Here is a 14810-nt window from a genome sequence, read left to right as displayed (position 1 = left end):
GCATGATGCCACCCGTGACCGTTGCCGAGTCGCTTTCGACCCAGAAGCCCGACCGAGACAAGCTCGGTCTGGAGCACACCCGGGAGTTCGTGGACCGCGTTTTCGGCGCCGACTTGCACGCCTTGCGCGTGCTGTCGCTGGCAAACGGCGTCGCCGGGGTCCTGAACGCCGCCGTCCTGTCGATCCACGCCATCGGGCAGGCCTACGCGAACGTCGCGCAGATCACCGCCAAGAGCGGCGTCAAGCAGGTCGACCGCATGTTGGGTAACGACGCCCTGTCGCTCGACATCGTGCTGGCGCTCTGTCCGATTCGTCGTGGGAGAGAACGCGTCGATTCTCATCGCCCTCGACTGGACCGACTTCGACAAGGACGACCACACGACGCTCTGCGCCTACATGGTGACGACCCACGGTCGGGCGATGCCGCTGGCTTGGAAGACGGTAAAGAAGTCGGCGCTGAAGGATCAGCGCACCGGACATGAACTGGAGATGGTCGAGCGGCTGCACACCTGGCTGCCCGAGAACGCGAACATCACGCTCCTGGCCGACCGGGCGTTCGGCTACCAGGAGCTCTACGCGCTCTTGGAAGCGTTCGGCTGGGACTTCGTCATCCGGTTCCGAGGCTGCATTTTCGTTGAATCGGCCGAGGGCGCGGTGCGTCCCGCCGAGGACTGGGTGCCGTCGAACGGCCGGCCGAAGTCGTTGGTCGGCGCGCGAGTGACGGACAAGCGTGCCGCCGTGGGCGCCGTGGTGCTCGTGAAGGCGGCGCGCATGAAGGAGGCATGGTGCCTGGCGACGTCGCTCGCGACCACGAAGGCGACGGAGGTGGTCAAGCTCTATGGCCGGCGGTTCACGATCGAGGAGACCTTCCGCGACACCAAGGACCTCCACTTCGGCATGGGGCTGTCGGCGACGCACATCCGCGATGCGGCCCGGCGCGATCGGCTCCTGCTGCTGGTCGCCATGGCGCACACGCTCTTGACGCTGCTCGGCGCCGCCAGCGAGGCCTCCGGGCTCGATCGAACTCTGAAGGTCAACACGGTCAAGAAGCGAACGCACTCGCTCTATCGCCAGGTGCGAGGGCCCGAGGCCCACCCGCTGAGATCGCCGAGTTCCACGCCCGGGCCTGGACAAAAGCCGCACGGTCACGTGGGTCCGGTCGACCACATCCCCGTCAAGTGAAGACGATGCAAGGAATGAAAGAAATGGACTGCTACGTTTTTACGGATGAGCCAGGAGGGGTCGTGTACGGACAGCTGGTAGAATTTTGTTGTATGATAGCTCCGACGATGCTTCTGGTCGTACGGGATCCGCAACTAGATCCGGGAGATTCTATCAAGAGCCAGCTGGACCTCCTGAGCCCTTTTCTCTTGGATGCTTCCCGGGAAAAAGAATGGCCTGGGACAGTGCTGTATGCCGACGAGGCTACTGTTTATCGATACTCCGCTGGCGAGGGGCTTCTGGAACGGATGAAGCAACAAGCGGCCAGCTTATTCAGCTGGATTCATCCCGCCGCACCGGAGGACCCCTGTTTCCTCCGCCGCAGCGGAGATGTGTTGCTCGTTACGATTTCGCATGAGCGCGAGGCATATATGTTGCTATCCGAGGACGAGATGCAGATCGCTCGGCGCGGGTTTCCAGAACTCGCATCCATTCTTCAAAAGGAGTGATGAGGTGGATGCGGCGAGCGTCGGGTGCACCTGCACCACGTGAGCGGCGAGGAGGAGACGGCGTACCACGACCAGCACCTGACGCTGCGGGACGGTCGGTTCGTGACGAAGCACATCTATGCGGGGCAGACGCGGATAGCGAGCAAGATGGATCCGGACTGGTTCCGTGACCCGCCGACGCTGTACTACCACCCGGACCACCTGGGCAGCACGAGCTTCGCGTCGAACAACGAGCAGACGCTGACGCAGCGGGACGAGTACTTCCCGAGCGGAGAGCTGTGGATAGACGCGTCGGACTCGCGGTACGAGCTGAGGCGAGCGTACGTGTTCACGGGCAAGGAGCTCGACCAGGCGACGGGGCTGTACTACTTCGGGGCGCGGTACTACGACCCGAGGAGCAGTGTGTGGCTGAGCCCAGATCCGATCCTGGACGAGTACATGGAGGGAGGGCCGGGCGGAGGGGTGTTCAACCCGGGGAACCTGGGGCTGTACAGCTACACGCTGAACAACCCGGTGAACCTGGTCGACCCGGATGGGCGTCAGGCGCAAGGGGGGCACCGGAACTTCCCGCCTGGTAGCAATGGCGAGCGGAGCCCGAATGGCTGGTACGGACCTGAGGCCGCTCGTTATAACCAGATAATACAGGCACAGCGCATCGCGGAGCAGCAGGCGCAGGGTAAGGTACCCACGAGCTCAGCGCCTGCGCCGGTGCCTCCGCCTGCTGCCCAGCAGCGGGCGCCCTCGTCGCCCCCACCGCCGCCGGCGCAGCCACCGCGGCCAGCACCGCCAGCACAGCCGGCGAAGGCATCCGCGGCGCAGCCAGCGAAGGCGCCCGTGGCGGCGCAGCCAGCGAAGGCGCCCGTGGCGGCGCAGCCAGCGAAGCCGCCGCAAGCTGCACCCCAGCAATCGGACTCATCCTCAACAACTGCGAAGGCAGGAGTCAGCGCACCGGTGCGAAATGGCCACTTGGCTGGGAAGCCTCACCCGGTCACAGGCGTACCCTTCGATTCGAAGGGATTTCCCGACTTCCGGGCAGCCGGGGTAGTGGCGGCCGAGGTGAAGATTACTCCTTCGGGAACACGGCCTGGCGACTTCGCTGCCGCGAACCGGGCGGCAGGTTTGAAGGAGACACCGTCAGGGATGACGCGGCATCATCACCAGGACGGGAGGACGATGCAGCTCGTCCCGAGAGCTATTCACCAGAAGACCGGGCACACGGGTGGGTTTGTTTCAGCCAAGTAGGAGTGACGATGATACGTACTCATGAAGCGGCTAAACCTGTCGTCGGAAGCGACGTTGAAATTGTCGAGCAGTAGTTCGGTCTTGTCTTGCCTGATGGCTACCGCAAATTCCTCTTGATAAGGAATGGTGGTCGTCCAGAGCGAGATCTTGTGGTCGTTCCGATGTGCGAGGCGAGTCCTTATGCGCGTATACACTTCTTCTTCGGAGTTGGTCATCCGATGGAGTGTTATGATCTTGCATGGAATCTGGCGAATGGTAGCGATCTTCCCGCTGGTTTGATACCCATCGCGACCACCGAAGGCGCCGACGTGTTCTGCTTGACTCCGTCAGGAGGCGTCGTTTTCTGGGATGGGTACGGTGGCTCTATGTTCCCGGTGTCAGAGAGTTTCGACCAATTCTTGAGCCAGCTTTACCTCGATGAGCTGTCTCCAGACTTTACTAGCGACGCCGGGTGACGGACGCGCGCGGGAACGTGACGACGGCGGCGTACGACACGCTGGGACGGATGGTGACGCTGACGAGCCCGGACATGGGGCGGACGGAGTGGCGCTACGATCGGTCGGGCAACGTCGGTGCGCGGCAGACGGCGAAGCTCTTGGCGGAAGGCGCGAACAAGCTGATCCGGTACGAGTATGACTACAACCGGCTCAGGCGGGTGAACTACCCGGACTCGACGGACGTGACGTATGTGTACGGCGCGCCGGACGAGGCGGGCGACGAGCACGGCAACCGGGCCGGGCGGCTGGTGGAGGGTAAGCGCCCGACCAACGCCATCGTGATCGTTGGCGTGGCGCCGGTTACCTATCCCCATCGCGAAGGAGGAAGCGATGGCGACGAAGGCGGAGTGGGCCGAGCGGGTGGAGCGATGGGAGCGCAGCGGGCTGAGCGCCGAGAGGTTCGCGCGGCGTGAAGGATACAAGCCGAAGCAGCTCTACTGGTGGCGCTGGAAGCTGCGAGCTGACCGGCCCTCACAGCCCTCGCCGTCGTCGTTGACCGAAGCACCGCGCTTTCTGCCGGTCCACGTGGTGGCGGACGCATCGATCGTCGCGCCGGAGCCGATCGAGATCGCGCTGCCCAACGGGCGGGTGGTGCGGGTCCGGCCGGGCTTCGACCCGGCCACGCTCGAGCGGGTCCTGGCGCTCGCGGCCGAGGAGACGCCATGCTGACGCTGCCGCCGTCGGTGCGCGTGTACATCGCAGCCGAGCCCACGGACCTGCGCAAGAGCTTTGATGGGCTGTCGGCCTTGGTCTCTCAGCGCTTCGGAGCTGACCCGCTCTGCGGGCATCTGTTCGTGTTCAGGAATCGGCGTGGTGACCAGGTGCGCGTCTTGTTCTGGGACCGCACCGGCTACATGATCGTGGCGAAAAAATTGGCCCGCGGGCGCTTCCACCTCGCCCGCGACCTGCCCAAGGGGGCCACCCACGTCGAGGTCGAGGCGGCCGAGCTGTCGCTGATGCTCGAAGGGTTCGACCTGTCCGAGGCCGTGCGGCGCAAGCGCTGGAGACCCAGCGTGAGAAAAATTGCTCCGTCGAAGCAAAGCTTGATGGATGCGCGTGGGATAGCTATCTCGCGCGCCACGTGACCAGTCCTCTTCAGTCCCAGGCACAACTGCCCGCCGATCTGGCGGACGTGCGGAGCAAGCTCGAGCAGCTGGCGGCCGCCGGGCAGCTTCCGGAGCTCATCGACCTGGTGCTCGGACTGCTGGTCCAGCTGCGCGACAAGAACACCGCGCTCTCGGCGAGGCTCGCAAGCGCGCTGCGCGAGCTGTACGGCCGCAAGAGCCAGCAGGTCTCTACCGAGCAGCTGATGCTGATGTTCGCCGAGCTCGGGGCGGAAGCTCCGCCGGGGGCGGCGGGCTCGGAGCTCGGCGCGGACGCTGCGCCGCAGCCGGAGCAGGGGCTGGTGCCGCAACCCCCTGAGCCGCCGAAGCCGCCGCGAGGACGGGGCGGGCGCGCGCCGCTTCCCGAACACCTTCCGCGTGAGACGCGCGTGGTGCCCGTCCCCGAGGCCGAGCGGACGTGCCCGCAGTGCGGCGCGGACAAGAAGTGCATTGGCCATCGTACGAGCGAAGTGCTCGAGTTCGTGCCGGCGCAGTTCAAGATCATCGAGGAGCAGCGGGAGAAGCTCGCCTGCCCGCGCTGCCCGGAGCAGGGTGTAACGACGGCGGACAGCGAGAAGGTGATGGACCGAGGGCGTCCGGGACCGGGGCTGCTCGCCAGCATCCTTGTCGAGAAGTTCGAGGACTCGATGCCGCTGTACCGGCAGTCGCAGCAATACGCTCGCTTCGGCGTGTCGCTGTCTCCGTCGACTCTGGGCGACTGGTCGGCCTTCGCGCTCGACGTGCTCGCTCCGGTGGCTGAGAGGATCGCGGAGCGGGTGCTGGACTCGTTCTACTTGCGCGCCGACGACACGGGGATGCGGGTGCTGGATCGAGATCATCCGGCGGGGGTGAAGCGAGGTCATATCTGGGCCTTCGTCGGGGCGGGTCTCGTGGCGTTCCTGTACGCACCGGACTGGAAGGCGAAGCATCCAGCCGCGCTGCTGCAGGGCTTCACCGGCTACTTGCAGGGCGATGGGTACGCGGGCTATGGCGCGATGCTCCGCGGAGGCGACGACGGCGAGATGATCGTGCCCGAGGAGCGTCGGCTCGGCTGCGGGATGCACATCCGCGCCAAGTTCGAGAAGGCGGCCAAGGGTGGCGACGCGCGAGCGGCGGTAGCGCTCTCGTACTTCAAAGCCATCTACCGAATCGAGTCGACCTGCAAAGAGGAGGCGCTGTCCACGGAGGCGCGGCTGGCGCGCCGGCAGGAGCGGTCGCTCCCCGTTGTGGACGAGCTGTATCAGTGGATTCACGAGCTGCACCTTCGGCTCGTACCAGGTACGCCGCTCTGCATCGCTACCCAGTACGCCATCAATCAGGCGGCTGCGTGGCGGCGCTGCTTCACGGATGGACGCTTCGAGATAGACAACGGCGAAGTCGAGCGGCAGCTAAGACGTGTAGCCCTCGGAAGAAAAAACTATTTATTCGCGGGCTCCGATAAGGGCGCTCAGCGCCTGGCCATCGGCTATACGATCTTCGGCTCGTGTCGGATGCACGGAGTCAACCCGCTCGCCTGGGCGACAGACGTCATCGGCAGGTTGCAGGCGGGCTGGCAGCGCGACCGCCTGGACGAGTTGCTGCCCGACGCATGGGCGAGATCGTCGCGCGCTGCTCCGAGCGCCGGCGATACCGACGCGACCTGAACAACGCGAGCCTCGGCCGGCGACGCAGGCGGATGCCGCTTCGCCGGGCCTTCTTTCAGGACCGTCTGTGCCCGCGCCGAGTCGTGGGCCGACGCCGCCCCGCGCCCAGCATCGTCGACCCCGGCGAGAGCCGCAAGGGGCTGTGCCCATGGCGTTGGCCGGGCGCTTACGGTGGAGGAGCAGAGCGAGGCGGGGAAGAGGACGTTCTGGTATGACCGGCTGGGGAACGTGGCGAAGCTGACGACGGAGTTCCCCCGGCTGAGGGAGCCGCACCGGGGGCCGTACCAGGCGACGATGGAGTACGACTTCGACGGGTTCGGGCGGCTGCTGTCGCTGAAGTTCCCTGGCTCCGGGGCGGAGGTGGTGACGTACGGCTACGACCGAGGGGGCCTTGTGCGGTCGGCGGTGGGAACGAACACGCAGACGAACCCGCAGCACCCGGACGAGCCCGCGGTGACGCAGTACCTGCTGCACATCGGGTACGACGAGTTCGAGCAGCGGGTGAGGGTGGTGCACGGCAACGGGATCGCGACGTCGTATCGGTATTACGAGAAGTCGCGACGGCTTCAGGAGATCAACGCGGACCACCGCGACCGGTACCTCGCGGAGCGCGGGCGGCCGGCGAGGGCGTTCCAGCGGATGCGGTACGAGTACGATGTGGCGGGCAACCTGGAGCGTGTGCGGAACGAGGTGCCGTACGAACAGGACATGCCGGGCTCGGTGCTGGTGGGGCCGACGACGCAGGAGTACGGGTACGACGATCTGTACCAGCTGCTCTCGGCGCGCGGGACGTACCAGGACCGGAGAGACTGGCAGTACCGGTACCGGCTGTCGTTCGCGTACGACGAGATTGGCAACATCCTGACGAAGGACCAGGCGAGCTACCGGTACGTGCCGCAGGCGTGTCCCACGCCGGTTCCGGCTGGGTGCGACGGATGGCGCGAGGATCATGCGATCCGGGAGCAGACGTACCGGTCGGAGTACCAGTACCCGGGCCCGCAGCCGCACGCGCCGAGGCGCATCGACGAGCAGCTCGTGGCGGAGTCGGCCCCGTGGTCGCGGGTGATAAGCTACGACGCGAGCGGCAACCAGACGGGCTGGACTTACCCTGGCTCGGGTACGCGTGCGACGGAGTGGAACGAGGAGAACCGCGTCACGCGGGTGTCGCAGAACGGCCAGGTGCTGTCACGGATGCTGTACGACGGCGACGGCGAGCGGCGGGTGCACCTGCACCACGTGAGCGGCGAGGAGGAGACGGCATACCACGACCAGCACCTGACGTTGCGGGACGGGCGGTTTGTCACGAAGCACATCTACGCGGGGCAGACGCGGATAGCGAGCAAGATGGATCCGGACTGGTTCCGTGACCCGCCGACGCTGTATTACCACCCGGACCACCTGGGCAGCACGAGCTTCGCGTCGAACAACGAGCAGACGCTGACGCAGCGGGACGAGTACTTCCCGAGCGGAGAGCTGTGGATCGACGCGTCGGACTCGCGGTACGAGCTGAGGCGGGCGTACGTGTTCACGGGGAAGGAGCTGGACCAGGCGACGGGGCTGTACTACTTCGGGGCGCGGTACTACGACCCGAGGAGCAGTGTGTGGCTGAGCCCGGATCCGATCCTGGACGAGTACATGGACGGAGGGCCGAGCGGAGGGGTGTTCAACCCCGGGAACCTCGGGCTGTACAGCTACACGCTGAACAACCCGGTGAACCTGGTCGACCCGGATGGGCGGAGCGCGCAAGGGGCGCATCGGAACTTCCCTCCCGGGGCCAACGGGTGCCGGCACCCGAGCTGCTTCAACGGGCCGGCGGGGCAGAAGTTCCACCAGGAGCAGATGCTGCAGCGGATGAACGCTGGCGCTGCGGCGGCGGGTCGCACGTCTCGCGGTATCGGGGACGGCATGCGCCGGCTGCTGTTCAGGTTCGTCATGCAGCAGCAGGCTGCTCGGCCGCCGGCGCAGCCAGCAGCCGCACCTGCGCAGCCGCCGCAGGCGGTGCAGCCAGCGAAGGGTCCGCAACCGGCGCCAGCGGCGAAGCCGGCGAGTTCTCCGCAGGCGGCACCCCCGGCGCAGCCGGGGCAGACGGCTGGAAAGCAGCCAGCATCATCTACAGGCGCCGCAGGCGGTGGAGTGGAGAAGACGGCCTCTGGAAGGCGGATCGGTGATTTCACGAAGAGTCAGAAGGCGGCGGCAAAGGCGGAGAATGCGGCGCAGAAAGGTGGTCAGATGGCGTGTACGGACTGCGGTGCACCGGTGCAGAACATCCCGAGCCAAAAGGGAGTACGCACGCCGCCCAACCAGGCACAAGTTCATCACGATCCGCCGATCGTGGAAGGCGGCGGACGCCATAGCAGGCCAGTGGTGGTCTGCCCGGAATGTCACGCAGGAAGGCACGCCAAATGACTAGCCCGATGGAATCCATTGTGTCTCTTTCCTTTCCCCTCGACGTGGAGGATGACTGGCCTCCAGTGGCGGTTGAGTCGCTACCGTTCCGAGTGGCGCCCGAGGGCTACGTCGCACAGGTTCCACCGTTGTTCGTGAAAGGGCTATCGGTTGGAGACGTGATCGGTGCCACGCTTGAGGCCGGGAGCTATAAGGTGATCGGCTGGAAGCATGTTGTGAAATCCGGACGGAGTACTGTTTGGTTGCTGCGGATGAGGCAGTCGGAGACGATTAGCGCGGTTCTGGCCGAGTTGCGGGAGCTTGGCTGTAACACCGTGGGGCTTGAGGACTTAGGGGTGTACTCGGTCGAGGTTCCAGAATCGGTCCGAATTGAGGCTGTCGATGCGGCATTGGCGCATCTAGACAGCGACTCGGTCGCAGTAGCGTTTCCATCGTTGCGCCACGAGCAAGACTGAACGCCGTGCTCGCGCCGCCCGCCCCCGCATGTCCCCGCACGACCGGCACTCAGGCTTCGTCTGTACGTGGACACCGCGCGCGCCGAGCATCTCCCGACACGTCGAGCCCGACGCGGTAAGCGCGTGAGCCCCGCGAGCGCCTGAACATCGCGGCGGCCGAGGGGACGTGCGCGAACGTCTCGCATGCCCGCCCCCGCATCACCCCCTCGCCAGGCTATTGCTCGACAATGGCGTCCCCTCGATGCCCTCGGCCGGCCTACTGGGTGGTGGCGGAGAGCGGAGCGATTGCGACCGGGGAGGAATCGGTCCGGCATGAGACGGTGACCGGTCGCGACATCGAGGGAAACCTCCTCTGTATCATCGATCCCGAGGGGACGGAGGTCATCGGGGCTCTCCGACGGACGGAGCGAGCTCGCATGGGAGGACGTGGACGGGGACGGGACGGCGGATCACGTGCTGAAGCTGAGCGAGGGGATGCTGCGCGAGAGCGACCCGGCGCTTCGTGCGCGGCTGAACCTGACGGGCAAGACCAACCGGCTGTCGCGGGTGGTGCGTCCGCTTGGCGGCAGCATCCGGCTGGACTATGCGCGTGAGGGGAACAAGGTGGCGTATGCGAGCAGCCCGGACGAGCTGAGCGTGGACATGCCCGGCAGCAAGTGGGTGCTGTCGCGGGTGGAGGTGGAGGACGGGATGGGCACGCCGGCGTACGTGCACACGTTCGATTACCACCAGAGCGGGTTCTACGACCGGGCGGAGCGGGAGGACTACGGCTTTGCGCAGGTGACGGCGACGCGCGAGGACGGCTCGCAGATCGTGACGCGGTACCACAACCAGGACTATTACCGGCGCGGGCTCGTGGCCGAGGTGATCGAGCAGGACGCCGAGGGGCGGCTGTTCAGCCGGCAAGAGGTGGCCTATCGCGCGCCCGGGGCGCAGGCGACGCTGACGGGCTCGTTCTTCCCCGGGGAAGAGCTGAGGACGATGTCGTGGTACGAGGGCAAGACGACGGACCCGAGCGCGCCTGGCAAACAGACGAGCGAGGAGCGGGACTGGGACGACCGCGGCAACCTCATCGAGGTGATCGAGCACGGCGAGCCAGGCACGCTGGAGGACGACGTCACGACCACGATCCACTACGTGACGTACGACGGGCCGCACGTGGTGCGAGCGGACAGCGTGGAGGCGCGCGACAGCGCGGGGAGGCTGCTGCGGGAGCGCACCGCGGGGTACGACGAGGTGACCGGGGCGTTGAAGTGGATCACGAGCACGGTGATCGGGGGCAAGGATCCGGCGACGGGCGCGCCGTACACGGGCGACGCAGCGACGAATCCAACATGGGAGTTCTCGCACGACGCGTACGGCAACCTGGAGCAGGCGATCGAGCCGCGGGGCTTCACGCTGACGTACGAGTACGACGATGTGGCGGAGACGTACCTCTCCCGGGTGGAGGACTCGTTCGGATACCTCTCGGAGACGTGGTCGGACTACCGCTACGGCGCGGTGAGCGCGGTGCGGGACGTCAACGGCCATGAGGTCCACTACGACTTCGATGCGTTCGGGCGGCTGCGGGCCGTGTTCGGTCCGGACGACCCGCTGGCGGCGGCGGAGGCGACGATCGCGTTCGAGTATGCGCTCCAGCCCGGGGAGAGCGTCGCGATGCCGGCGTGGGCGCGGACGCGGCACAAGGACGTGCAGCACCCGGGGGATCCGATCGACACGGTGACGTTCATCGACGGGCTGGACCGGGTGATCCAGACGAAGAAGGACCTGGAGAAGGACCCAGGGACGGGGGCCGCGCCTATCGTGGGCATGAGCGTGAGCGGCCGGGTGGTGCTGGACGAGCGGGGGCGCGTCTGGCAGCAGGGGCAGCCGGTGTTCGCGACGGGGGAGGCGACGGCGTTCGTGGACGTGGCGCTGAAGCACCCGACGACGTTCGAGTACGACGTGCTCTCGCGCATCGTCGAGCGGAGGGAGCCGGACGACGAGGCCGAGGGCGGCGAGGCGGTGACGACGACGAGCTACGGTATCGACGAGCTCGACGGCGTGGCGATGTTCGTGGCGACGGAGGTCGACCCGAAGGGGAAGGTGCGCAAGGCGTACCAGGAGGTGGACAACGCGATCGTGGCGGTCGAGGAGCGCAATCGGCTGCGCGGGTCGGAGGCGTGGACGACGCTGATGACGCGGTACGGGTACAGCGCGGTCGACGAGCTGGTGCGGGTGACGGACGCGCGCGGGAACGTGACGACGGCGGCGTACGACACACTGGGGCGGATGGTGACGCTGACCAGCCCGGACATGGGGCGCACGGAGTGGCGCTACGATCGGTCGGGCAACGTCGGTGCGCGGCAGACGGCGAAGCTCTTGGCGGAAGGCGCGAACAAGCTGATCCGGTACGAGTACGACTTCAACCGGCTCACGCGGGTGAACTACCCGGACTCGACGGACGTGACGTATGTGTACGGCGCGCCGGGCGAGGCAGGCGATGATCACGGCAACCGGGCCGGGCGGCTGGTGGAGGAGCAGAGCGAGGCGGGGACGAGGACGTTCTGGTATGACCGGCTGGGGAACGTGGCGAAGCTGACGACGGAGTTCCCCCGGCTGAGGGAGCCGCACCGGGGGCCGTACCAGGCGACGATGGAGTACGACTTCGACGGGTTCGGGCGGCTGCTGTCGATGAAGTTCCCTGGCTCCGGTGCGGAGGTGGTGACGTACGGCTACGACCGAGGGGGCCTTGTGCGGTCGGCGGTGGGAACGAACACGCAGACGAACCCGCAGCATCCGGACGAGCCCGCGGTGACGCAGTACCTGCAGCACATCGGGTACGACGAGTTCGAGCAACGGGTGAGGGTGGTGCACGGCAACGGGATCGCGACGTCGTATCGGTATTACGAGAAGTCGCGACGGCTTCAGGAGATCAACGCGGACCACCGCGACCGGTACCTCGCGGAGCGCGGCCGGCCGGCGCGGGCGTTCCAGCGGATGCGGTACGAGTACGATGTGGCGGGCAACCTGGAGCGGGTGCGGAACGAGGTGCCGTACGAGCAGGACATGCCGGGGTCGGTGCTGGTGGGGCCGACGACGCAGGAGTACGGGTACGACGATCTGTACCAGCTGATCTCGGCGAGCGGGACGTACCAGGACCGGAGAGACTGGCAGTACCGGTACCGGCTGTCGTTCGCGTACGACGAGATTGGCAACATCCTGACGAAGGACCAGGCGAGCTACCGGTACGTGCCGCAGGCGTGTCCCACGCCGGTTCCGGCTGGGTGCGACGGATGGCGCGAGGATCATGCGATCCGGGAGCAGACGTACCGGTCGGTCGTGCCCGGGGCGCGCCTCGTGGGCGGTCAGCGTCCATGACGCCGCGGCATGGGTGAAATCGTCGATCCTCCGCAGCTGATCAGAGGGCGCCCTGGCAGGCTGAGCGGAAGCACGAACTCCCCCGCTTCTCCCTGGTTGTCGAGCAGCCGCGGCGGCCGCATGCGCGGCGCCGGCATCTCGGCGCTCTCGGCGGCGGTGCCGAGCCGGATGCGCGCCGGCCGCTCCGGCTGCGTGACGAGGCGCTCCTTCCGGATGATCTCTTCGATCTGGGCGAGCCGCTCCTTGTAATGCGGCAAGATCGCCTCGCCCACGAGCTGCTCTTTCTTCAGGGCGCGGATCACGTCCCGGTAGTCCGCGCTCGGCAAGTGGCGCGCTTTCGCGAGGGGCAGCGAGAGCTTCTGCATCTGCGCCTTCAGATCGTCGAAGGCGGCGTGGGTCAGCCGGGCGAGCGCGGAGGGCGGGATGTCGACGCCATGCAGCTCGAGCATGTACGCGTAGAGCGGCGGCGGCAGCGCGAAGTCGGTCCGCGCCTTCGGGAGGACGTCCTTGCGCAGCGCCGCGTCGTACGTCTCGAGCTGACGATTCAGCGCTGCCAGCGGCTCTTCGTGGCCGCTGATGGCGTATTTCCGGAAGAGCTCACCGAGTCCCTCCCGCACGCGGGCGTTGGTGGCGAGGTGCCGCTCGATCTCCATCCTGGAGGTCGCCGGCAAGCCGGGCTTCCCGAGCTCCTGGTCGAGCCTCTTCCTCGCCAGCTCGGCGATGGGCGCGTGGCTCGCCTCCAGCCCGGCGTACCGCCGGAGCCGTGCGAGGGCCGTGGCTCGGCGCGGCGGCGGGATGCGGTCGTCGAGCAGGGCCGAGATGGCCCTGGAGCGCCAACCGGAAGCAGAGGAGCAACGTACCCGCGCACCGAAGATGCCTCCCGTGGCCTGCGGCGTGAGCGCGGCCCCCTCGGCGCATGGACAAGTTGTTGAATTGGCACCGCTTTTCAGGGGACGTCGGAGCGCATGGAAAAGTTTCAGGCAACCCGGGTCAGGTCCGCGCAGCTGGGGCTTGACGTCTTCGGAGACGTTGGATCTCCTTCTCCGGTGGCAGATCTCGGTAGATGAATTCAGGATAGTGAAACTGGCCCTGCGCGGCCGCGTCAGCCGGCACAGCGCTGAGCCGCATGGGAAAGCGAGCGGTGGAACATGGCAGACATTCGTCATCTGGTCATCGTGATGCTCGAGAACCGCTCCTTCGATCACATGCTGGGTTACCTGCGCGGCACGGGCATGGACGTCGATGGGGTGATCGGCGCGACGAACTCGGACGATAACGGCACGCCGATCACTGGATATCATCTCGAGAGCACGAGAGTCCGGATCCGCCCGCATCACCACCGGAAGGAGGTCGTGCGGCAGATCAACGGCGGCGCGATGGACGGCTTCGTGAAAGGCTACAGCACGAACAGCCACGTCGCCGAGATCATGAGCTGGTACGACCAGCGCGATCTGCTGACGTACGATAGCCTGGCGCGACAGTTCGTCGTTTGCGACCAGTGGTTCGCTTCGTTCGCGGGCCCGACGTGGCCGAACCGGTTCTTCGCGCTCTGCGGGACCAGCGGCGGGCGCACGGGCAACCTGCAATGGTTCGACCACGCGACGTTCTTCGACTTGTTGCCGGTCGACTCGTGGCGCTATTACTCGCACGACATCGCGTTCTTGCGGACCGTCGAGAAATACAAGGGCCACCGCGGGCCGCCGATCGCGAAGATCTCCTCGTTCTACAGGGCCTGCCGTGAAGGCACGCTGCCCAGCGTCTCGTGGATCGACCCGAACTTCACGCTGGTGGACGTGGACGCGCTGCTGAACTGGGCGAACGACGACCATCCCCCGGCCGACGTGGCGCGCGGTCAGAACCTGATCGCGCGCATCTACAACCACCTGATCGCGAGCCCGGCCTGGCCGCATGTGGCGCTGGTCGTGACCTACGACGAGCATGGCGGGTTCTACGACCACGTGCGCCCGCCGCCGTCGCCCGCGAGCGAGGCGGCGCCGTTCGATACGCTCGGCGTTCGCGTGCCGGCCCTCGTCGTCTCGCCGTGGGCTCCGCGCGGCGTGCCGTTCCACGGAACACTCGATCATACGTGCATCGCGCGCACCGCGCTCGAGCTGTTCGCGCCCGATCGCGTGAACGCGCTGAGCCCTCGGGTCACCGCGTCTCCGAGCCTGCTCTCCGTGCTCAGCGAGCCGAGGCCGCGCACCGACCAGCGCAGGCTCGATGGTATCCCGATCCTGGAGACCGCGGTCGCCCCGATCCACATGGGCTCGACCGCCCCGTCCGGCTTTCACTCGATGGAGCTCACCGACGCCCAGCAGGAAATTCTGACGCTGAAGAAGGCCGTGCTCGAGGCCGGCGTGCCCGTCGAGAACCATTGAGCCAGAGCGCGGCCATCCGCGGCCGCGCGCCCCCCCGGGCGACACCGGCGTCGACG

Annotated in this window: 13 protein-coding genes; 12 read left to right on the top strand and 1 reads right to left on the bottom strand. The window is 66.8% G+C overall.

Features of this window, described 5'->3' with window-relative positions:
- The first annotated feature begins 315 nt into the window (after window positions 1-315).
- The 11 genes from WMF34_RS35500 (at window position 316) to WMF34_RS35450 (ending at window position 12376) form a co-directional block, all read left to right on the top strand.
- Window positions 316-1182: an IS4 family transposase gene (locus tag WMF34_RS35500; RefSeq protein WP_012239591.1), complete on the top strand. Its 867-nt coding sequence runs from the start codon at window positions 316-318 to the stop codon at window positions 1180-1182.
- A 14-nt stretch (window positions 1183-1196) separates the two neighbouring features.
- On the top strand, window positions 1197-1670 hold the full coding sequence (locus WMF34_RS35495) for a hypothetical protein (protein ID WP_231864420.1): 474 nt from the start codon (window positions 1197-1199) through the stop codon (window positions 1668-1670).
- A 24-nt stretch (window positions 1671-1694) separates the two neighbouring features.
- The gene (locus WMF34_RS35490) at window positions 1695-2912 is read left to right on the top strand and encodes an RHS repeat-associated core domain-containing protein (RefSeq protein WP_044966583.1); all 1218 of its coding nucleotides are present in this window, start codon (window positions 1695-1697) and stop codon (window positions 2910-2912) included.
- An 86-nt stretch (window positions 2913-2998) separates the two neighbouring features.
- A complete protein-coding gene (locus WMF34_RS35485) occupies window positions 2999-3367 on the top strand; it encodes an SMI1/KNR4 family protein (protein WP_080599099.1) in 369 nt (122 codons plus the stop codon).
- Between the two features lie 17 nt (window positions 3368-3384).
- On the top strand, window positions 3385-3822 hold the full coding sequence (locus tag WMF34_RS35480; RefSeq protein WP_437990606.1) for a hypothetical protein: 438 nt from the start codon (window positions 3385-3387) through the stop codon (window positions 3820-3822).
- On the top strand, window positions 3740-4078 hold the full coding sequence (gene tnpA / locus WMF34_RS35475; protein WP_012234916.1) for an IS66 family insertion sequence element accessory protein TnpA: 339 nt from the start codon (window positions 3740-3742) through the stop codon (window positions 4076-4078). The genes WMF34_RS35480 and tnpA overlap by 83 nt, the downstream gene beginning before the upstream one ends.
- Window positions 4072-4494 (top strand): IS66 family insertion sequence element accessory protein TnpB, encoded by a 423-nt coding sequence (gene tnpB, locus WMF34_RS35470; RefSeq protein ID WP_012234915.1) that lies wholly within the window; start codon window positions 4072-4074, stop codon window positions 4492-4494. Before tnpA ends, tnpB begins: the two co-directional genes overlap by 7 nt.
- A complete protein-coding gene (gene tnpC, locus WMF34_RS35465; protein ID WP_012234914.1) occupies window positions 4491-6155 on the top strand; it encodes an IS66 family transposase in 1665 nt (554 codons plus the stop codon). Before tnpB ends, tnpC begins: the two co-directional genes overlap by 4 nt.
- 171 nt (window positions 6156-6326) lie before the next feature.
- A complete protein-coding gene (locus WMF34_RS35460; protein WP_437990605.1) occupies window positions 6327-8561 on the top strand; it encodes an RHS repeat domain-containing protein in 2235 nt (744 codons plus the stop codon).
- An 8-nt stretch (window positions 8562-8569) separates the two neighbouring features.
- Window positions 8570-9016 carry a DUF4265 domain-containing protein gene (locus WMF34_RS35455; RefSeq protein WP_437990604.1) on the top strand — a complete coding sequence of 149 codons (447 nt, stop codon included), beginning with the start codon at window positions 8570-8572 and terminating at the stop codon, window positions 9014-9016.
- A gap of 363 nt (window positions 9017-9379) precedes the next feature.
- Entirely contained in the window at window positions 9380-12376 is a 2997-nt protein-coding gene (locus WMF34_RS35450) for a toxin TcdB middle/N-terminal domain-containing protein (RefSeq protein WP_437994689.1), read from the top strand.
- Here WMF34_RS35450 and WMF34_RS35445 read toward each other — a convergent pair.
- Window positions 12364-13047: a DUF885 family protein gene (locus WMF34_RS35445; RefSeq protein WP_437990603.1), complete on the bottom strand. Its 684-nt coding sequence runs from the start codon at window positions 13045-13047 to the stop codon at window positions 12364-12366. The genes WMF34_RS35450 and WMF34_RS35445 overlap by 13 nt on opposite strands.
- A 477-nt stretch (window positions 13048-13524) precedes the next feature.
- On the opposite strand from WMF34_RS35445, the gene WMF34_RS35440 reads away from it, so the two are divergent.
- The gene (locus tag WMF34_RS35440) at window positions 13525-14754 is read left to right on the top strand and encodes a phospholipase C (protein ID WP_437990602.1); all 1230 of its coding nucleotides are present in this window, start codon (window positions 13525-13527) and stop codon (window positions 14752-14754) included.
- Window positions 14755-14810: the final 56 nt, after the last annotated feature.

Origin of the sequence: Sorangium sp. So ce145, from assembly GCF_051525985.1 — a bacterium.
Taxonomy (GTDB): Bacteria; Myxococcota_A; Polyangia; order Polyangiales; family Polyangiaceae; genus Sorangium; species Sorangium cellulosum_B.
Note: the sequence above shows the minus strand (reverse complement) of the source record. Positions and strands in the feature narration are given on the sequence as shown.